Source organism: Melittangium boletus DSM 14713 (assembly GCF_002305855.1).
Taxonomy (GTDB): domain Bacteria; phylum Myxococcota; class Myxococcia; order Myxococcales; family Myxococcaceae; genus Cystobacter; species Cystobacter boletus.
Map to the genome: position 1 here is coordinate 5,278,328 of NZ_CP022163.1, position 18,751 is coordinate 5,297,078.

Sequence of the window (18,751 nt, forward strand, 5' to 3'; positions counted from 1 at the left end):
CAGGGGGGTCCGGCCCCGTCGCTTTGGTTGCCGCATCCGTGAGACCGGAGAGTTGCCGTCAGACTGTGCGCCCGTGTTTCCCCGCACGGGGAGTGACCCGAAAGTCCCGGTGAGCCCCTCCATACAGGCAATCCTGGAAACGGAGTTCCCCCCATGTGGAAGTCCATCGTCGCGCCGCCCGTGGCCCTGTTGTCCCTTCTGACCGCGGGTCAGTCCCTCGCCCACGGCTCCATCGAGGTTCCCATCAGCCGCGTGTACGGCTGTTACAAGGAGGGGCCGGAGAAGCCCCAGTCCGCCGCGTGCAAGGCCGCCGTGGCCGCTGGCGGGACGCAGGCCCTCTATGACTGGAACGGCGTCCGTCAGGGCAACGCCAATGGACAGCACCGCAACATCATCCCGGATGGGAAGCTGTGCAGCGCGGCCAACGAGTCGCACAAGGGTCTGGATCTGGCGCGCTCGGACTGGCCGAGCAAGCGCATCGCCCCCAATGCCCAGGGCCGCTTCGACTTCGTCTATCACGCGACCGCGCCGCACGCCGCGCGTGAGTTCCAGTTCTTCGTCACCCGGGATGGGTATGACGCGACGAAGCCGCTCAAGTGGTCGGATCTGGAGCTCTTCTGCACCGTGCCGAGCGCGCCCCTGGTGAACAGCCGCTACACGCTCAACTGCCCCTTCCCCAAGAACAAGAAGGGCCGGCACGTCATCTATAATATCTGGCAGCGCTCCGACAGCCCGGAGGCCTTCTACGCCTGCGTCGACGTGGACTTCGGCACCACGGTGCTCGCGGGTCTGGCGTGGCACGAGGCGGAGCCGGTGCGTGCGCGGGAGGACTTGCGCGCGGGCAGCAAGGTCACCTTCCGGGTCTTCGACGCGGACGGCCACGACGTGGAGCGGCACGAGGTGCGTCTGGATGACGAGGTGAGCCCCGCGGCCGACTGGCTCCAGCGGCTGGCCCGGCGCGTCAACCAGGACTCGCGCTATGCGCGCGTGGGCGCGCTCGACGCGGAGGGAAACATCACCCCGCTCGACTCGGCCCAGGGCAACAGTGTCTATGTCCGTCAGGAGGGCTACCGCTTCCAGATCGACATCGAGAAGCCCGCGTCGCCCCAGCCGTGAGTCCGGGGGCTTGAAGCACCACCGGTCCAACATTTCCGCGTGAAGAGGGTGCGCGGGCGCCACGGGGTGGTTAGCCTGCGCCCACTCACACGGAACTGGGAGGACACGGATGTCGCGTCACGGGATGGCGGTACTGGGGCTCGTAGCGGCGCTGGGCACGGCGGGTACGGCGGCCGCCCAGGAAGAGCCAACCGGCAAGGTGAAGGTCTTCCTGCGCGGCGGTCTGGGCAACTACACGGGGACCCTGGGGGACGTCGCCAAGGCGGGCCCGAGCTGGGGTGTGACGTTGAATCTGCAGCCCCTTCGCTTCCTCGGCTTCGAGGTGGGCTATGAGGGCGCGCACAACTCCATCAGCGACGCGGGCATCTTCGATCTCGCCCTGACGCGCCATGGAGGCTCCGCGCTGGCCAAGCTCTCGCTGCCCTTCTTCGAGGCCGTGCGCCCCTTCGTGGGCGCGGGCATTGGCGGCTCGTACGTCTTCGCGGAGGGCACGCTGCTGGGCGGCTACCAGTCGGGCCTGGTGGGCGAGGTGCCCCTGGCGCTGGGCATTGAGTTCAACGTGGGCAAGCTCACCGCCGGCGCCCGCGCGACGTACCGGCTGCTGCTGGACGAGGACTTGTCGGACCAGATCGATCAGCCGAGCGGTGGCTTCTTCGACGTCGTCGCCACGCTGGGCATGCGCTTCTGAGCGTGCCTACTGGAGCGGCCGTTCCTGGCCGTCGGTTCCATTCCTGCCCAGCAGCCGCCGCCATTCCTCGCGGATGCTCCGGTGGGTGGGAATGCCCAGGAACGAGCGCTGGAAGGCCTCTTCCTGGATCTTCCCCACCTGTGCCTGGAGCTGCTGGTGGGCCTGCTCCAGGATGAGCAGCGCGCGCCGGTCGCCGTGTGCGCGCAGGATCCGGAAACAGGTGAGCCACATCCAGAAGGGCTCCTCCACGCCTTGCAGGGTGTTGCCTTCCAGCGTGGGCAGGAGTTGTTCGACATACTCGAGCGCCAGGTGGAGCTGACCGCTCGCCAGCTCCACGGCGGCCAGGCCCGTCATCGACTCCAGCTCCAGCAAGGGCATGCGCGTCTCCACGCGGATGCGCCGTGATTGCTGGAAGGCCTCACGCGCCTCGGGCAGCCGCTCCAGGGAGATCAGCGCGAGGCCCCGGCTCATCCAGACGTAGCCCTGGTAGCGCGGACTGCCAATCTCCTCGGCCAGCCGCAGGCCCTGCTCCGTCCATTCGAGCGCTCCCTCCGGGTCCCCCAGGTGGTGGTGGAGGCGCGCCAGGTTGCAGCAGTCCATGGTCTCCCAGAACCGGTAACCGATGACGCGGCTGAACTGGAGCGTCTGCTCGAAGTCGGCCCGGGCCCTCGCGAACTCGCCCAGGCTCTTGTGCGCGTAGGCGAGGTAGCGCAGGGCGGAGATCTCCAGCCATCGGTCCCCCAGGGACTGGCAGAAGGGAATGACGCGCTGGATGTGGGCGAGGCCCGTGGAGAGCTCACCGCTCTCGTTCATGGTGGCGCTGAGATTGAGCAGGCTTTCCACCTCCACCTGGACGAGCCGCGCCGACTCGGCGAGCGTGAGGCTGCGCTCGAAGTGGACGCGGGCGGAGGCGAAGTCGCCCTGGTGGTGGCGCAACATCCTTCCCCAGCGCAGGTGGGCGATCGCCTCGCTGGGCACGTCCCCCAACTCCTGGGCGAGCCGGATGGCCTTGTTCACCGCCTCCTCGCCCGCCTCGATTTCGCCCACTTCCAGGGCATAGAGGGAGCGGCGCAGGGCCGCTTCCGTCTGGCGCCGCTCGTCGCCGAGCCGTTCCGCCAGGGACTCCATGCCGTCCAGGTCCAGGCGTTGCTCGCGCCGGTTGCCCAGGATGGAGTGGACGCGCTCGCGCGCCGCCACGATGGCGTAGCGCTCGGTGTGGTTGTCCTCCGCGCACAGGGCGAGCGCCCGCTCCAGGAAGGCGCGTGCCTCCGTGTGGGCGAACAGGCCGAGCGCTTCCTCCGCGGCCCGTCGTAGCGAGGTGGCCGCGCGCTCGCCCTGGCCCGCGGCCTCCAGGTGGTCCGCGAGCAACCCGAGGTGTTCCCGGGAGCGCTCGCCCCCGCGCGCGAGCAGCCACTCCGCGATGCAGCCATGGAAGGCGCGCCGCTCGCGCTTGAGCACGGTGTCGTACGCCACCTCCCGCACGATGGCGTGCTTGAAGATGTACTCGCGCGCTCCCGAGAAGGAGGAGTTGGACTGCTCGAAGATGAGCTCGCGCTCCTGGAGCGCGGCGAGGATGTCGTGGAGCGCGGTGGAGGTGGCGCCCTCGGCGTCCATGCTCAGCAGGGACTCGTCCCAGAAGAGCCGCCCCACCACGGAGGCGCGTTGGAGGACCTCCCGCTCGCGGGGGGGCAGGCTGTCCAGACGGGACTGGAGCACCCCGCTGAGGGTGGGGGGCACCTTGAGCGTGGTGAGCCGCCGGGCCTCCACGCGCCAGCGCTCTCCGGACACGAGGATGACCCCTTCCTCCAGCAGCATCTGGATGAGCTCCTCCAGGTAGAAGGGGTTGCCCTCGGCGCGCGTGACGACGAGCTCCTCGAGCTCCGGGGGAATGCGCTCCACCTTGCGCAGCAACTCCGAGAGGAGCCGGTGGCTGTCGGCCGGGGTGAGGGGGGAGAGCTCCAGCCGCAGGTGGGCGGAGGCCTGAGACCAGTGGGGGCGCCGCTCGAAGAACTCCGGCCGCGCGGTGCACACCACGAGCAGTCGCTCCGTGGTGAGCGGCCGCAGCAGGCGCTCGAGCAGATCCAACGCGCTGTCATCCGCCCAGTGAATGTCCTCGAGGAAGAGCACCATGGGCTCGCGCCGCAGCAGGGCGCGGAAGTAGTCGGTGAGGGACGTGAGGCCGCGAGCCCGCAGGCTCTGCTCGTCCATGGGCGTGCCCTTGAGGTGGGGGCTGGCGCTGAAGTCGAAGCCGATGAGCGAGCCGGCGAGGTGGGCGCGGATCTGACTGCCCTCTCCGGGGCCGAGTGCTTCCTGGAAGCTTTCCTCCAGGCGGGCGCGAATCACGCTGGCCGAGTCGCTTTCCTGCACTTGCAGGTGGAAGGAGAACAGGTCGCGCAGGAGGGCATTGGGGTGCCGGCGCATCTCCGGGCTGGCGCGGCCGCGCAGGCAGAGCGGCGGGGCCACGAGGGATTCGAGCCACGTCTCGAACTCACCCAGCAGTCGCGACTTGCCAATGCCCGCCTCGCCCGTGAGCGTCACCGCGCGCGTGCCGGCGCCCGCGAGCACTTCCTGGAGGCTGGCGCGCAGCATCCGCGTCTCCTCCTCGCGCCCCACCAGCCGGGCCCAGACGCCCTCCAGGCCCCGGCGCCGCTGGAAGGCGCGCGGCCGGGCCGCCGTCACCCGGTACACCTGGAGCGGTTCCTGCTTGCCCTTGAGCCGCAAGGGGGCTTGGGGCTCCATCTCGAAGGCCTCGCTCACGTGGCGGTACGTCACATGGGAGACGAGGATGCCGTCTGGCGGCGCGGCCTGCTCCAGGCGGCTGGCCGTGTTGACGGTGTCTCCCATCACCGTGAGCTCCCCGAGCGTGCCCACCACCCCCAGCAGCACCGGCCCCGTGTGGATGCCGATGCGCATGTGCATGCCCCCCGGGGGGCCTCCTGGAAACGCGGCCAGCCGGGAGTGGATGTCCAGGGCGGCATGGATCGCCCGCTCGGCGTCGTCCTCGCTCGCGCCGTCCGTGCCCCAGAGCGCCATGACGGCGTCGCCAATGTGTTTGTCGATGCGGCCGCCGTGCCGGAAGATGGCCGTGTCCACCCGCTCCCACAGGCGGTTCATCAGCTCGCCGACGTCCTCCGGGTCCATCCCCTCGCTCAGGGCGGTGAAGCCGCACAGGTCTCCAAAGAGCACCGTGACATGGCGCCGCTCCAGGGGAACGTGGGAGGCCAGGGCGGTGATCCGCGCGCGCAAGGCGGCCATCGCGGCCTCGGTGGCCTCGGGGCCGAGCACCGGACGCTGGGCTTCCAGCACCTCCAGGGCTTGCTCGAGCAGGTCGCGTTCGTTCCTCATCGTCCTCCGGGAGTGGCCGACGCTCGGACTCGGTTCATTCTCCCAGTCAGGGCGGAAGTCGTCGAGAGGTGACGGGGAGTCCAGGTCTTCATCAGCGTACCGGTTTCAGGCCCGCGGGGGGCGAATCCGTGCGGAAGACGGGATAGAGGTTGAAGTGGGAGTCCCAGGCCGGGTGGCGCTCGGCGAAGAATCGCAGACGGGATTTCGGGTCCGCGGCGAAGGCCGGATCCTTCAAGCGCTCCTCCCAGGCGGCCTTCACGGCGGGGTCCTTCGCCAGCAATTCCCGCGCGAAGGGCTCCACCACGTACTCCTCGATGTACTCCTTGGCCTCGAAGTGGTTGTTGAAGAAGCCCCAGGACAGCAGGGAATCCGGTCCCCGGGGCTCCAGGAGGTGGGCGACCAGCGGAGCGCTCTTCTGCGCGGCGGGAACGTAGAGGGTCCCCTCGGGCAGGGGATGGCGCTCGCGTGCCCACTGCCCCTGGACGGTGAGGCCCTGGTGGCCTTCGACGGAGGTGGGGCGGAACGACGTCTCGGTGGCGCGGAACACCTCCACCTCGGCCGGGGGCAGCGTCTGGCCGAGCCGCTGGAAGCGCAGGCCATGCGCGGTGAGCTTCGGAGCCACCCACCCCGCGTGCGCCGGGGGCACCAGGTAGCCGCCCAGGGGCAGGGGGGCGGTGACGGCGGGGCGCAGCTCCTCGAAGTAGGGCAGGGTCCACACCTGGGGCTTCGTGGTGTCGTAGCGGATCCACGGCAGCTGGGTCAGCTCGGACGGGGAGCGCTCATACGCATAGCCGCGGAAGGCGATGGGGTGGCTGTTCTTCGTGTTTTCCCAGGCGAGCACCACCTCGCGGACCTGGCCGGATTCGGCCTCGGCGTCCACCGCCGCGCGCGCCTTCATCAGGGCCTGGCCGTCCCGGGCGAAGAGCCGCAGCAGGCCCTCCAGCACGTGGCGCGTGGTGGCCACGCGGTGGGCATAGGGCTTCCAGGAGTGGGTCTCCACCAGCACGCCGTAGCGCCGATGGGCCAGCCAGTACGGGTGGCTGAAGCGCGGCGGTGAGACGCCGTAGCTCACGCCGGATTGCGGATTGTCCCATTCCTCGAAGGAGGGATAGAAGGGCAGGGGCAGGTGGCCCTGGGCCTCGAGCCCCTGGAGCAGCTCCGCGATCATCTTCTCGCCGGGGACCCGCAGCGCCTCGGGGCCCGTCTTCTGGGGCTCCATCTGCACGCTCACGTCGTGCTCGAACTGGGCGCCGTCGGTGGCGTGCAGGTCGATGTAGATGAGCGGATCCCACGTGTGCAGCAGCGTGAGCATGGCCACCATCTCCGGGGCGTCCGCCTTCACGTAGTCCCGGTTGAGGTTGAGGTTGCGCCCGGTGGTGCGCCAGCCCATCTCCTCGGGGCCCACCTGGTTGGGCCGGTGGTTGGGGCCGAAGCGCTCGTGTCCATCCACGTTGAAGACGGGCACGAAGACGGCCGTCACGTTCTTGAGCACGCCCGGGAGCGCCTTGCCGTCGAGCACGTCCCGCAGCAGCCAGAAGCCCGCGTCCTTGCCGTCGATCTCCCCGGCGTGGATGCCTCCCTGGAAGAAGACGATGGGGCGGTTCTTCTTCGCCGCCGCGGCGGGGGTGAGGGTTCCATCCGCGCTCGCCACGAGCGCGAGCAGGGGGCGGCCCTCGGGCGTGGTCCCGAAGGTGTCGCAGCGCACCTTGCCCGGGTAGCGCTTGGGGAAGGCCCGGCAGAGTGATTCCACCTCGGCGTAGCGGCCGGTGTGGGTCCATCCGCTCTTCTCGGCGACGGTGGTGAGAGGGGCCTGGTGCAGCGTCAGGGCGAGCAGGGTGGGCAGGAGCATGGCGGGGGTCTGTTGAGCACACCCGCTGTTCTGGCTCAACCCTGGCGCACGCTCAGGCTTTCCCCCACGGCGAGCACATGCAGGGGCTCGGCGGGCAGCGCGCGGCGCTTCCACTCGGCGTCCAGGCGCTGGGGCGGTTCGTCCAGGGGCTCGTCGGTGAGTTTGAAGGTTCCCCAGTGCATGGCGAGGAAGTGCCGGGCCTTCAGGTCCTCGTAGGCGCGCACCGCCTGCTCCGGGTTCATGTGCTGCTTCGACATGAACCACTCGGGATCGTAGGCCCCGATGGGCAGCAGGGCCGCGTCCAGTCCCGGAAAGCGCCGGCCGATTTCATGGAAGCCGTCGAAGTAGGCGGTGTCTCCCGAGTGGTAGACGCGCGCGCTCGACCCCTCCACCACGAAGCCCCCCCAGAGCGTTTCGTTGATGTCCTTCAATCCCCGGCGGCTCCAGTGCTGGGCGGGGACGAAGTGCACCGTCACCGGGCCCACCCGCGTGGAGCCCCACCAGTCCAGCTCGGTGACGGCCAGCCGCGTGCGCTGGAAGTAGCGCGTCAGGCCCAGGCCCCCCACGACGGGCGCGCCCACCTGGCGCACCGTGGGCAGGTCCAGGTGATCGAAGTGGTTGTGGGACACCAGGGTGGCGGCGATGGGGGGCAACTGCCCGAGCGGGACGCCCGGAGGCACGTTGCGGCGGATGAAGCCCGGAATGGAGTCGCGCAGGACGGGGTCGATGAGCAGCGACACGCCGTCGAGCTGCACGAGCCAGCTCGCATGTCCGAGCCAGGTGAGGCGGGCGCCCTCGCCGGGGCCTGGAGGGGACGCCAGGACGGCGGGGTCCGGCTCCACGCGGCGCATGACACACGTGCCCGGGCTCTTGCGCCGCTTGCCCGCCAGCTTGTCCCCCACGGCCCACTTGAAGATGTTGCTCAGGGGATGGGGACCGCTGCCATCCAGGTTCTTGAAGCGGAGCGACATGAGGGGGGCCTCCAGGTCCCACCCCCTACCTTAGCAGGCGAGGGGATGATTTCTTCCCGAGATCCCGAGGGTGGAGAAGTATCCGGCCATGAGCGTGCGGCATTTCGACATCGTGGTGATTGGTTCCGGTCCCGGCGGTGAGGGCGCGGCCATGAAGGCGGCCAAGTCGGGCAAGCGGGTGTGCGTGGTGGAGCAGCAACCCCTGGTGGGAGGGGCCTGTACCCATACCGCCACCATTCCCTCGAAGGCACTGCGTCACGCCATCCAGCGCCTCGTGGACGTGCAGCTGGATCATCCAGATCTGCGCGTGGAACTGGCCCACCGCTGGAAGTTCAAGGACATGATGCGCACCGCCTCCTCGGTGGTGTCGCGCCAGGTGCAGCTGCGCACCACCTTCTATGAGCGCAACCGGGTGGAGCTGGTGGTGGGGCGGGCGCGCTTCCTGGACGCCCACACGCTCGAGGTCAGCGAGCCCCGGGGCGCCAGCGAGCAGCTGTCCGCCAAGTCCATCGTGCTGGCCACTGGCTCGCGGCCCTACCACCCGCCCGAGCTGGACTTCGAGCACCCGCGCATCTTCGATTCGGACACCATCTTCAACCTGCGCGACACGCCGATGACGATGATCATCTATGGCGCGGGCGTGATTGGTTGCGAGTACGCGTCCATGTTCCGCATGTTGGGCGTGAAGGTGGACCTGGTGAACACGCGCGAGCGGCTCCTGTCCTTCCTGGACGACGAGATCTCCGACGCCCTCAGCTACCACCTGCGGGAGCAGGGCGTGCTCATCCGCCACCAGGAGCAGATGGAGCGCGTGGAGGCGAACGCGGACGGCGTGGTGCTGCACCTCAAGAGTGGCAAGCGCCTGCGGGCGGACATCTTCTTGTGGGCCAACGGGCGCACGGGCAACACCCAGGACATCGGCCTGGACGCCCTGGGCATCCAGACGGACTCGCGCGGCAACATCCAGGTGAACGACGCCTACCAGACGGTCGTGCCCCACATCTACGCGGTGGGTGACGTGGTGGGCAATCCGTCGCTCGCGAGCGCGTCATATGACCAGGGCCGCTTCGCCGCCACCCACATCGTCGAGGGCCGCCTGGAGCACAAGCTGGTGAAGGACATTCCCAGCGGCATCTACACCAGTCCGGAGATCAGCAGCCTGGGGCGCACCGAGCAGGAACTCACGCGCCAGGGCGTGCCCTACGAGGTGGGTCACGCCTTCTTCAAGAGCCTGGCGCGCGCGCAGATCACCGGCCGCACGGTGGGCATGCTCAAGTTGCTCTTCCACCGGGACACGCGGGAGATCCTGGGCCTGCACTGCTTCGGGGACAACGCCTCGGAGATCATCCACATCGGCCAGGCCATCATGTCGCAGGAAGGCCCGGGCAACAGCATCGACTACTTCATCAACACCACGTTCAACTACCCCACCATGGCCGAGGCCTACCGCGTGGCGGCGCTCAACGGGCTCAACCGGTTGTTCTAAGTCGTTCCGGTCGAGTGCCTAGCCTTCTCCTGCCTTCTTGGCGAGGACCCCGGCGGCTTCCGGCGCGACCGGGGCCACGAGGGGCGCCGCCGGTTCCGCCTGGGGCTCGGCGTTCTTCTTGTTCAACGCCTTCTTCCACTTTCCGGAGAAGTAGTAGGCCATGCTGGCGGAGAGCGACACGAAGAAGCTCAGGCCGATGGCGTACCAGATGCCCTTCACGCTGTTCATCTGATGGGACAGCGTATAGGCGAGGGGCACGCGGACGGCCCACAGGGTGACCATGGAGATGAGCGTGGTGACCAGCGTCGCGCCCGAGCCATTGATGATGCCATTGCTCACGAACGTGATGCCGGAGACGACATAGCAGGCACCGACGATGCGCAGGTACGAGCTGCCCAGTTCCACGACGGTGGGCTCCTGGATGAATATCCGCAGGAGTGCTTCCGGGAAGAGCACGACCAGCGCGGAGATGACGAGCGTGATGGCTCCGCTGAACGCGCACCCCCATTTGAAGATCTGCCGGACCCGGCCCTCGTGCCCCGCTCCCAGGTTCTGTCCGGCGAGGGTCGAGATGGCCATTCCGAAGTTGATGGCGGGCATGAACGCGATCTGATCGATGCGCGAAGCCGCGCCGAACGCCGCCGTCGAGAGCTCTCCGAAGCCGTTCACCACGCCCGTCACCACCAACATGCCGAGCGACACCATGCACTGCTGCACGGACGCGGGAGCGCCGATGCGCAGCGTCCGCCAGATCATGGGCCCGAGGTTGGGCGCGCGGGGCCAGCCCGGTGCGATCGGGGACTTGCTGATGTGCATGTAGGCGACGGCGGCGATGAACACCGCCGCCTGGGCGAACAGCGTGGCCCAGGCCGTGCCAATGAGTCCCAGGCGCGGCATTCCCAACCAGCCGAAGATGAGGATCGGATCCAACACGGTGGCGATCACCACGGCGGCGAACAGGAAGTACAGGGACGTCTTCGAGTCCCCGAGGCCCTGGTACATGCTGCGCATCGCCATCAAGCCGAAGGTGAACGGCATGGACAGCAGGAAGATGCGCAGGTAGCCCACCGCGACGTCCAAGACGTTGGCCGGCGTATCCATGGCGCGCAGGATGTGCGGAGCGAAGTACTCACCCAGGAGCGTGAGCAGGGTCCCCAGTCCGACGACGATCACCGTGGTGCTGTCCACCGCCCGCCGCAATTCATCGCCGCGCTTGGCGCCGACGCTCTGTGACACGAGGACGTTCGTCGCCAACGTCATCCCCATCCCGATGCCGAAGAGGGTGAAGACGATGGGAAAGCTCACCGTGACCGCGGCCAGCGCTCCCGTGCCCAGGAACTGTCCCACCCAGATGGCGTTGATGAAGCTGGAGCCAGTCTGGACCAGACTGCCGATGAGCATCGGCAGTGAGAACGTCACGATGTGCCGGGGGATGCTTCCGGTCGTCAAATCAGTCCCGAACTTCGCTGTCATGATCCTGCCTTCTCGGAGGTGGCGGTTGCGGCGCTCCCTCCATGGACTGGGTATGGCACTCCGAGTGGTGGGAATGCGAGTCCCCCGGAGTTATCAGTCACTTCTACCTTGTTCCCACAGCCGGGTTGAAGGAGTTCACCGCCATGACGCACGCGCGCCCCGGTTCGCCGGGACATTCCACTCCCGAACGGGTGCCCCCGTCCCCCGAGGAACGGGTGGTGGACCCCGTCTGTGGCATGACGGTCGACCCGGCGAGCGCCAAGGGTGGCCGCCATGTGCACGAGGGAGTGAGCTACTTCTTCTGCAACCCCAAGTGCCGCGAGCGCTTCGCCGCCGACCCTGGAAAATACCTCGCGCCGAAGTCCGAGCCCCCGGAGCCCGAGGCGGCTCCGCCCGGCACGATGTGGATCTGCCCCATGGATCCAGAGGTCCGTCAGGACCATCCGGGGGCCTGCCCCAAGTGCGGCATGGCGCTGGAGCCAGATCAGCCGGTGTTGACGGACGACGCGCCGGATCCGGAGCTGGTGAGCATGACCCGGCGCTTCTGGGTGGGGGTCGTTCTCACGGTGCCCCTGCTCGTGCTGGGCATGTCCGAGATGCTGCCGGGCCAACCCCTGCAACACGCCGTCGCGCCGTCCTGGCTCGCGTGGCTCCAGCTCCTCCTGGCGACGCCGGTGGTGCTCTGGGGTGGGGCCCCATTCTTCGAGCGGGGCGTGGCCTCGGTGCGCAACCGCCACCTCAACATGTTCTCCCTGGTGGCGCTCGGGACGGGCGCGGCGTACCTCTTCAGTGTCCTCGCCACGCTGGCGCCCGGACTGCTGCCGAGCGCCTTCCTCGGCCATGGGGGCGCGGCGCCGCTCTATTACGAAGCGGCGGCGACCATCACCACGCTGGTGTTGCTCGGACAGGTGTTGGAGCTGCGGGCGCGCCGCGCGACCTCGGGGGCCCTGCGCGCGTTGCTCGAGCTGGCTCCGGCCGTGGCCCGGCGCGTGAGCGAGGACGGACGCGAGGAGGACGTGCCGCTCGAGCAGGTGAAGGTGGGAGACACCCTCCGCGTGCGCCCGGGTGAGAAGGTGCCGGTGGATGGGGTGGTGCTGGAGGGCTCGAGCGCGGTGGACGAGTCGCTGGTGACGGGGGAGTCACTTCCCGTGGAGAAGACGGCCGGGGCGCGCGTCACGGGAGGCACCGTCAATGGCACGGGTGGGCTGGTGATGAGGGCCGAGCGGGTGGGGCGGGACACGTTGCTCTCGCGCATCGTCCAGCGGGTGGCCGAGGCCCAGCGCTCACGTGCCCCCATCCAGCGCCTGGCGGATCAAGCCGCCGCGGTGTTCGTGCCCGCGGTCATCGCGGTGGCGGTGGTGACCTTCCTGGTCTGGGCCTTCGTGGGTCCCGAGCCCCGCCTGGCGCATGCGCTGGTGAACGCGGTGGCGGTGCTCATCATCGCCTGCCCGTGCGCATTGGGTCTGGCCACGCCCATGTCCGTGGTGGTGGGCATGGGCAAGGGGGCGGGCGTGGGCGTGCTCATCCGGGATGCCGAGGCCCTGGAAGTGCTCGAGCGCGTGGACACCCTGGTGGTGGACAAGACGGGCACGCTCACGGAGGGCAAGCCCCGACTGGTGTCGGTGGAGGCGCGCGGGCTGGACGAGGCGCGGCTCCTGCGGCTCGCGGCGAGTCTGGAGCGGGGCAGCGAGCACCCATTGGCGGCGGCGGTGGTGGCGGGCGCCGAGGCGCGGGGGGTGAAGCCCGTCGCGGTGCGGGACTTCCGCTCGGTGACGGGAAAGGGGGTGCAGGGCGTGGTGGAGGAGGCGCGGGTGGTGCTCGGCAACCTCGCGTTGCTGGAGTCGCTGGGGATGGAGGCGGGGGAGTTGGGAAGCCGCGCCGAGGCCTTGCGGCACGAGGGCCAGACGGTGGTGTTCGTGGGGGTGGATGGGCGGGTGGTGGGGCTGCTTGGGGTGGCGGACCCGGTGAAGGACACCACGGCGGAGGCGATCGCCACGTTGCATCGCGAGGGCCTGCGCGTGGTGATGCTCACGGGAGACAGCCGGGCCACGGCGGAGGCGGTGGCGCGGGGTCTGGGCATCGACGAGGTGGTGGCGGAGGTGTTGCCCGAGGGCAAGGGAGACGTGGTGAAGCGCCTGAGGGCCGAGGGCCGCACGGTGGCGATGGCGGGGGATGGGGTGAATGACGCTCCGGCGTTGGCGGGAGCGGACGTGGGCATCGCGATGGGGACGGGGACGGACATCGCGATGGAGAGCGCGGCGGTGACGCTGGTGAAGGGAGACTTGAGAGGCATTTCCCGGGCACGGCTGTTGAGCCAGGCCACGTTGCGCAACATCCGTCAGAATCTCTTCTTCGCCTTCATCTACAACCTGGTGGGAGTGCCCATCGCGGCGGGAGTGCTCTATCCCTTTTTCGGATGGCTGCTCAGTCCGATGATCGCGGCGGTGGCGATGAGCCTTTCATCGGTGTCGGTCATTGGCAATGCCTTGCGGTTGCGCAAGGTTGCTCTTTAGTCGCCTCCCCTTGGGGTCGACTTTCTGGTTATCGGGAGGGTGTGCTAGAGTGGAGCGCTCTTGGGACGGAGAGGGGACGTTCGTCCGTTGGACGGTGCTCATGGGACTTGGGAATCTACTCAGATGGTCGTCACGGTTGCTGGCTCTGTTTCTCCTGGTACCAGGATGCTCTTCGTCCCAGTCCATTGAGGGGGTCTTGCGCCCCAAGCCGGGTGATCCTCTCCTGGAGAGCATCCCGGGTCCGATGCCGGGCTTCGGGTCTTTCGACTCCTACTCCGATGCACTGATCGCCGCGTGCCCAAAAATCCTCTCGATGCCGAATGCGACCATGGGACCTGTTCAGGCGCAGGACGCCCAGTTGCGTTGGCGCATCTCGCGCGAGTATTGCGCCTGGCTCTATTACACTCCAGATCACAAATACGAGATGAGCATGCTGACCGACCAGTCGCTGCCAGACGATCTGGATAGGAGGAAGAGCTGTGTTCTTCCCTCCGTCGTGGACGACCGGAGATACCCAGCGGACAGTCTCAAATACGTCTTCGCACTTCACAACCATCCCTACGCGTCCACTCTCTCCGATAATGACATATACAGCATCGTCTCGAAGGGGTTGACTCATGGCTTCGAGGTCGAAACCAGGGGAGGCAAGGTCCAACTCTCGGTCGTCGCGTTCTTCTCGAATTCGAATGACCTCGCGAAGCCCAGGTGCGACGGTTTCTTTCAGTACATTCCACTCAAAAGCCAATTGCTGAAGTGGTCCAATACGCCGACTGGCTGGCGCTGCCAGCAAACGGGTGTTGTTAAATGGCTCACCGAGACGGAATTCCACGTGGAGAAGAAGTTGGTTCCCTGCCAGTCCTCCAGAGGGGACGCGCCATGAGAACGAAGAACCTCACGGTCGCGCTGGGCATCATTCTCTCTGGCTGCGCTCTGTTCCCAAAATCCGCGCCACAAGAGGATCCATCCATCCGCTTCCCCGCGTTCCATGAGCGGCCGGCCACCGTTCTGGGAGGGCAAGGTCAGCCGTACGAGCTGGATGGCGTGATACTCCGGGCCATCACCATCGCCGCCAATGATTTCAGCCCACCCAAGGGCGGAGCGCGTGAGTGTTGGGAAAAAGGGGAGTCACAGCGCTACCGCGTCATCCGCGGGGAGGACATCATCTTCGTCCAGATCTCGCTGGACTCCGACGCCTGTGGGTACGCCATCCTGGACGGAGGAGCGAAGTATGCCATTCGCTCTTCCGATGGCCGCATCCTCCGCCGCTTGTTCGATGGAGAGCCCGAGAACATGAATCCGGGTTCCGACGAAACCGGGACTCAGTCCGTGACGGGCACTCCTGTTCCCGCTTCCCAGGTGGGAACGACTTCGACTGAAATCGCATCCGACCTTCCTCCCTCGTGGTTCACGAAGAGCCGTCCGGACGCGGGTCCTCCCTCTCCGAATGACGGTGGTCAGGCCGCTGACGGGGGGTCGCCTGTTCCGCCCACCACGCCTTTTCCTTCCGACGCGGGCCACTGACGAAGCCGTACCCGCCTGGGTGGGATGGTGTACCTCCGCCTGGCGCCCGCCCTGCGTCCCTGGCCCCCGCTCCGTTTCCCGGCTTGGACCCAGAAATACGGTTTATCAAGGTTTTGTGTGATTTTTACTCAAAGTGCTGATATCTGAGAGCCGCGGTCACCCCCGGGAGCGGCATGGCCGACTCGCTGGAGGTGTTCATCCCCTTCTCGGATATGGGAGAGCACATGTTGAAGCTTCGTTACCTGGGTCTCGCGGCGGTGGGGTTGTTCACGGCGTGCGGTACTTCTCCGGAGGTGGATGAGCGCCTGTCCTCGGACACGCTCGCTTCCTCCGAGTCGACGGTCATCGTCGGCTCCGTGGATTGGAAGAGCACCACGACGCTGACGGGGACCCAGGCCACCCGGGCGAACGCGGTGGGCTATCTGTCCATCCCCAAGGTGGGCTCGCGCTGCACGGCGTGGCTGGTGTCGGATGATGTGCTCATCACCAACAATCACTGCATCGCCAGTGCCTCCGAGGCCGCGGGTGCCAAGGCGTCCTTCAACTACATCGACGGCGTCAGCTCCACGGCCCGCGTCTATTACGACTGCTCCACCTTCATCAAGACGTGGAGCAACCTGGACATGACGGCGCTGCGCTGTGCCGCGCTCAATGGCAAGAAGCCCGGGCAGGTGTATGGCAAGTTGACCGTCTCCAGCACCAACGCGGCCACCAACGCCAACGTCTACGTCATCCACCAGAACTGCGACTACTACACCACGTCCGGCTGCGCCCCGACGAAGAAGTTCTCGCCGGGCTACATCATGAACGCCAACTACAGCTCCACGGACGCGTCGTACAACGCGGACACGCTGGGTGGCTCCTCGGGCTCGCCGGTGCTCTCCTCGTCCTCGAACCAGGTCGTCGCGCTGCACCACTACGGCATGGGTGGCAACTCGTCCGGCCGTGGCACGCACAACAGCGGCGTGCGGGCCACCCTCCTCAAGTCGGCGCTGGCCGAGATCGGTCTGTAGTCCACCCACGGGAGGGTGGGGTTAGAGTGCGGCCCCATGGGTTCTTCTCGTGAGGAAGCGCGTGGCACGGCGGCGCCGTCGGGACTCGTCTCGGTGGTCCGCCTGCCCCACTGCTGGTTCATCCTGTGCACCTCGAGCGAGCTGGGACGCAAGCCGCTCGCCCGGATGCTGCAGGGCGTGCCCCTCGTCCTCTTCCGCGCCGCGGATGGCAAGCCCGGCGCCCTGGCGGACCGCTGCCCGCACCGCAACGTCCCCTTGTCGCTGGGGCGCGTGGTGGGCGGGCAGTTGCAATGTGGCTACCACGGGTGGCGTTTCGACACCGCGGGCCAGTGCCGCGCCGTTCCGGGCTTCACCGGCGAGCCCGAGGCGAAGAGCCGCTGCGCCGTCTGGTACGCCACGCGGGAGCAGGAGGGCTTCGTCTGGGTGTACTCCACCCCCGGCGTCGAGCCCACGCACGAGCCCTACCGCTTTCCCCTGCTGAACGCGCCGGGCTACAGCACCGTGCGCCGCGTGTTGCGCGCGAAGGGCTCGCTGCACGCGCTCCTGGAGAACACGCTCGACGTGCCCCATACCTCCTTCCTCCACGGAGGCCTGTTCCGCACGGAGAAGAAGCGCGGGGAGATCGACGTGGTGGTGCGCCGGGGCGCGGACCGCGTGGAGGCCGAATACATCGGCGAGCCCCGGCCGGAGGGATTGGTGGGGCGGCTGCTCGCCCCGGGCGGTGGCGTGCTGCGGCACTTCGACCGCTTCCTCATGCCCTCCATCGCCCAGGTGGAGTATCAGCTCGGCGCGGACAGCCACATGATGGTCACCTCGGCCATGACGCCCGTGGAGGATTGGGACACGCTCGTCTACGCCGTCGTCACCTTCCGCCTGCCCCTGCCGCACTGGCTCATCAAGCCCTTCATCACCCCCGTGGCCCTGCACATCTTCCAGCAGGACGCCCGCATCCTCGAGCGGCAGACGGAGACCATCCGCCGCTTCGGCTCGGAGTCCTTCGCCTCCACCGAGGTGGATGTGCTCGGCCCCTCCATCCTCCGGCTGATGCGCCAGGCCGAGCGAGACAAGACGTCCGCGGCTCCCGCCGAGGTTCATGAGACGCGGTTGAAGATGCAGGTGTGAGTGGTGGACATTTCCCCTGTCCCCACGTCTTCCCGACTTTTCACCAGTACACAGAGTGTGGGAGCAGGGGGTGTCCGGCCGGGAGGAGAAGGGTCACCTTCGCGACATGCCTGTGTCGCTCCCCCCCGAGAAACGAGTCTACGCGCAGTCAGTGGATGCCTTGTTCGTCCGGGCCCTGGGGCCGCACCTGTCGCGGGACGGCCGTCGGCGATTGAAGGACGCGGGGCTGGACCTGGGTGAGCCCTTGCGGCCCTCCTACGCGCTGGCTCAATGGAAGACCTTCCTGCGGGTGGCCGTGGAAGACGTGTTCCCGGGGTTGCCGGAGCGGGAGGCCTGGTCTCGCCTGGGCGAGCGCTACCTGCAGGGCTTCCGGTTGACGGCACAGGGGCGCGCGAGCATGTCGCTCGTCACCCGGTTGGGGCCGCGCCATACGCTGGAGCGCGTGCCGCACAACGTGCGCGCCGGCAACAATTTCAATGAGGTGCGGGTGGAGGAGCTGGGCACGCACGGCGCCCGGTTGTGGATGCGGGACGTGGCCGCGGACAACCCCTACTTCGCCTGTGGCTTCCTCGCGGAGACGCTGCGCGCGGCGGGCGCGGAGGACATCCAGGTGGAGCCGGTGTCTCGTGATGGCACGGCCGCCACCTTCCGCCTCTCCTGGATGAACGCCTCCACCCGGCCGGTGGCGAGTGGTTCCGCGCGCTGATCGCGGGCGGGCGCGAAGCCCCCGACGTCATCGATGCCGCCGATAGCGCTTCCCGCATGCGCCGCCGATGGACCGGCCCAGGCGCGTCCGGGAGGCGAGGGGGACCGTCGAGGGCCGCCGGTGTGCGGTGATGTCGTGCAGGTAGACGAGGAGGCCGTCGACCGTGGGCGCCACCGTCACTTCCCACCAGCGGGAGTGGAAGCGTTCCTCGAAAGCCACGGGCGTGCCCGAGGTGAGCACCCGCCGTATCTGGGTGCCCAGGGCCGAGCTGGGACTTCCGGTGGACTCCTGCTCGAGCGTGCGGCCCATGAGGGCCTGGCGGCGCTTGCCGAGCAACTGTTCCGCGGCCCGGTTCACGTAGACGAAGCGGCACCGGGGATCGAGCGCGAGGAAGGGCGTCGGCATGCACTCGACGAAGGAGAGCATCCGCTCCTCGAAGGCGGCCGTCTCGCTCACGAAGCGCTCGGTGTCCGTCACGTCCGCGAGCCACACCGCGAGCAGGCCCGCCTCCACGCGGGCGGCACGGGCCAGGACCCGGCGCGTCCCCGAGCCCCGGCGCATGAGGAGCACCCGCGTGTGGGGCTCTCCGGTGGCGAGCACCTGGCTCCATGCCGACAGCCCCTCGGCCAGCTCCGGCCACCGTGAGCGCAGACGCCTGCCCAGCGGGTTCTCCTCCAGCAAGGCCTCCACCGCCGGATTCGCGTACTCACAGAGGAAGTCCTCGCTGTCCCCTGTTGCTTCCAGGCGGAGCGCGAGGAAGGCATCCGGGTTGAACGCCTCGAGGGCATAGAGGCCGCGTGGGGGGAACATGGGGGAATGCATCCAGGGGCACGAAAGCACGCGCGCTCCGTCCGGGTTGACGCGGAGCGTCTTCCTCTGCGTGTGAATGGCGGCGAGGTGACACTCTCTCCGTCGAGGCGTGTGGTTCCGTACCCCCCGTCCAGTGTT

At 68.1% G+C, this 18,751-nt stretch carries 14 protein-coding genes; 9 read left to right on the forward strand and 5 right to left on the reverse strand.

What is annotated here, in order from left to right:
* The first annotated feature begins 153 nt into the window (after window positions 1-153).
* Together MEBOL_RS22265 and MEBOL_RS22270 are read left to right on the forward strand one after the other, a co-directional pair.
* The gene (locus MEBOL_RS22265; protein WP_095979338.1) at window positions 154-1,116 is read left to right on the forward strand and encodes a lytic polysaccharide monooxygenase; all 963 of its coding nucleotides are present in this window, start codon (window positions 154-156) and stop codon (window positions 1,114-1,116) included.
* A gap of 109 nt (window positions 1,117-1,225) precedes the next feature.
* Window positions 1,226-1,804 carry a hypothetical protein gene (locus tag MEBOL_RS22270; RefSeq protein WP_095979339.1) on the forward strand — a complete coding sequence of 193 codons (579 nt, stop codon included), beginning with the start codon at window positions 1,226-1,228 and terminating at the stop codon, window positions 1,802-1,804.
* Window positions 1,805-1,810: 6 nt separating this feature from the next.
* Here the strand turns inward: MEBOL_RS22270 and MEBOL_RS22275 are convergent, their stop codons facing one another.
* From MEBOL_RS22275 to MEBOL_RS22285, 3 genes are all read right to left on the reverse strand, one after another.
* Complete coding sequence (locus MEBOL_RS22275) at window positions 1,811-5,149, reverse strand: ATP-binding protein (RefSeq protein ID WP_095979340.1); 3,339 nt, start codon at window positions 5,147-5,149, stop codon at window positions 1,811-1,813.
* Window positions 5,150-5,240: 91 nt separating this feature from the next.
* The gene (locus MEBOL_RS22280; RefSeq protein ID WP_095979341.1) at window positions 5,241-6,998 is read right to left on the reverse strand and encodes a M14 family zinc carboxypeptidase; all 1,758 of its coding nucleotides are present in this window, start codon (window positions 6,996-6,998) and stop codon (window positions 5,241-5,243) included.
* 35 nt (window positions 6,999-7,033) lie between these two features.
* Window positions 7,034-7,969: an MBL fold metallo-hydrolase gene (locus MEBOL_RS22285; protein ID WP_095979342.1), complete on the reverse strand. Its 936-nt coding sequence runs from the start codon at window positions 7,967-7,969 to the stop codon at window positions 7,034-7,036.
* An 88-nt stretch (window positions 7,970-8,057) separates the two neighbouring features.
* Here MEBOL_RS22285 and sthA point away from each other — a divergent pair, with 88 nt between their 5' ends.
* A complete protein-coding gene (sthA, locus tag MEBOL_RS22290; RefSeq protein ID WP_095979343.1) occupies window positions 8,058-9,455 on the forward strand; it encodes a Si-specific NAD(P)(+) transhydrogenase in 1,398 nt (465 codons plus the stop codon).
* A gap of 18 nt (window positions 9,456-9,473) precedes the next feature.
* On the opposite strand, the gene MEBOL_RS22295 is transcribed toward sthA, so the two are convergent.
* Window positions 9,474-10,928 carry an MATE family efflux transporter gene (locus MEBOL_RS22295; protein WP_095979344.1) on the reverse strand — a complete coding sequence of 485 codons (1,455 nt, stop codon included), beginning with the start codon at window positions 10,926-10,928 and terminating at the stop codon, window positions 9,474-9,476.
* Between the two features lie 143 nt (window positions 10,929-11,071).
* Here MEBOL_RS22295 and MEBOL_RS22300 point away from each other — a divergent pair, with 143 nt between their 5' ends.
* The 6 genes from MEBOL_RS22300 (at window position 11,072) to MEBOL_RS22325 (ending at window position 17,803) form a co-directional block, all read left to right on the forward strand.
* Entirely contained in the window at window positions 11,072-13,441 is a 2,370-nt protein-coding gene (locus tag MEBOL_RS22300; protein ID WP_095982925.1) for a heavy metal translocating P-type ATPase, read from the forward strand.
* A 196-nt stretch (window positions 13,442-13,637) separates the two neighbouring features.
* The gene (locus MEBOL_RS22305; RefSeq protein ID WP_245918737.1) at window positions 13,638-14,321 is read left to right on the forward strand and encodes a hypothetical protein; all 684 of its coding nucleotides are present in this window, start codon (window positions 13,638-13,640) and stop codon (window positions 14,319-14,321) included.
* Window positions 14,318-14,962: a hypothetical protein gene (locus tag MEBOL_RS22310; protein ID WP_095979346.1), complete on the forward strand. Its 645-nt coding sequence runs from the start codon at window positions 14,318-14,320 to the stop codon at window positions 14,960-14,962. Before MEBOL_RS22305 ends, MEBOL_RS22310 begins: the two co-directional genes overlap by 4 nt.
* A 173-nt stretch (window positions 14,963-15,135) precedes the next feature.
* Window positions 15,136-15,975, forward strand: a complete 840-nt coding sequence (locus tag MEBOL_RS22315) for a trypsin-like serine peptidase (RefSeq protein WP_342747649.1) — start codon at window positions 15,136-15,138, stop codon at window positions 15,973-15,975.
* Between the two features lie 36 nt (window positions 15,976-16,011).
* Entirely contained in the window at window positions 16,012-17,097 is a 1,086-nt protein-coding gene (locus tag MEBOL_RS22320) for an aromatic ring-hydroxylating oxygenase subunit alpha (RefSeq protein ID WP_095979347.1), read from the forward strand.
* 106 nt (window positions 17,098-17,203) lie between these two features.
* Window positions 17,204-17,803 carry a DUF2378 family protein gene (locus tag MEBOL_RS22325; protein ID WP_095979348.1) on the forward strand — a complete coding sequence of 200 codons (600 nt, stop codon included), beginning with the start codon at window positions 17,204-17,206 and terminating at the stop codon, window positions 17,801-17,803.
* Window positions 17,804-17,830: 27 nt separating this feature from the next.
* Here MEBOL_RS22325 and MEBOL_RS22330 read toward each other — a convergent pair whose 3' ends face one another.
* Window positions 17,831-18,613, reverse strand: coding sequence for a PAS domain-containing protein (locus MEBOL_RS22330; RefSeq protein WP_170115567.1), 783 nt, complete (start codon window positions 18,611-18,613; stop codon window positions 17,831-17,833).
* Between the last annotated feature and the right edge of the window lie 138 nt (window positions 18,614-18,751).

What these genes read in the sequence shown, in the direction of transcription:
- MEBOL_RS22320 (WP_095979347.1), top strand. Translation starts at nt 16,012, where the DNA reads ATGGGTTCTTCTCGTGAGGAAGCGCGTGGCACGGCGGCGCCGTCGGGA.
- MEBOL_RS22270 (WP_095979339.1), top strand. Translation starts at nt 1,226, where the DNA reads ATGTCGCGTCACGGGATGGCGGTACTGGGGCTCGTAGCGGCGCTGGGC.
- sthA (WP_095979343.1), top strand. Translation starts at nt 8,058, where the DNA reads ATGAGCGTGCGGCATTTCGACATCGTGGTGATTGGTTCCGGTCCCGGC.
- MEBOL_RS22280 (WP_095979341.1), bottom strand. Translation starts at nt 6,998, where the DNA reads ATGCTCCTGCCCACCCTGCTCGCCCTGACGCTGCACCAGGCCCCTCTC.
- MEBOL_RS22310 (WP_095979346.1), top strand. Translation starts at nt 14,318, where the DNA reads ATGAGAACGAAGAACCTCACGGTCGCGCTGGGCATCATTCTCTCTGGC.
- MEBOL_RS22300 (WP_095982925.1), top strand. Translation starts at nt 11,072, where the DNA reads ATGACGCACGCGCGCCCCGGTTCGCCGGGACATTCCACTCCCGAACGG.
- MEBOL_RS22285 (WP_095979342.1), bottom strand. Translation starts at nt 7,969, where the DNA reads ATGTCGCTCCGCTTCAAGAACCTGGATGGCAGCGGTCCCCATCCCCTG.
- MEBOL_RS22275 (WP_095979340.1), bottom strand. Translation starts at nt 5,149, where the DNA reads ATGAGGAACGAACGCGACCTGCTCGAGCAAGCCCTGGAGGTGCTGGAA.
- MEBOL_RS22330 (WP_170115567.1), bottom strand. Translation starts at nt 18,613, where the DNA reads ATGTTCCCCCCACGCGGCCTCTATGCCCTCGAGGCGTTCAACCCGGAT.
- MEBOL_RS22265 (WP_095979338.1), top strand. Translation starts at nt 154, where the DNA reads ATGTGGAAGTCCATCGTCGCGCCGCCCGTGGCCCTGTTGTCCCTTCTG.
- MEBOL_RS22315 (WP_342747649.1), top strand. Translation starts at nt 15,136, where the DNA reads ATGGCCGACTCGCTGGAGGTGTTCATCCCCTTCTCGGATATGGGAGAG.
- MEBOL_RS22295 (WP_095979344.1), bottom strand. Translation starts at nt 10,928, where the DNA reads ATGACAGCGAAGTTCGGGACTGATTTGACGACCGGAAGCATCCCCCGG.
- MEBOL_RS22325 (WP_095979348.1), top strand. Translation starts at nt 17,204, where the DNA reads ATGCCTGTGTCGCTCCCCCCCGAGAAACGAGTCTACGCGCAGTCAGTG.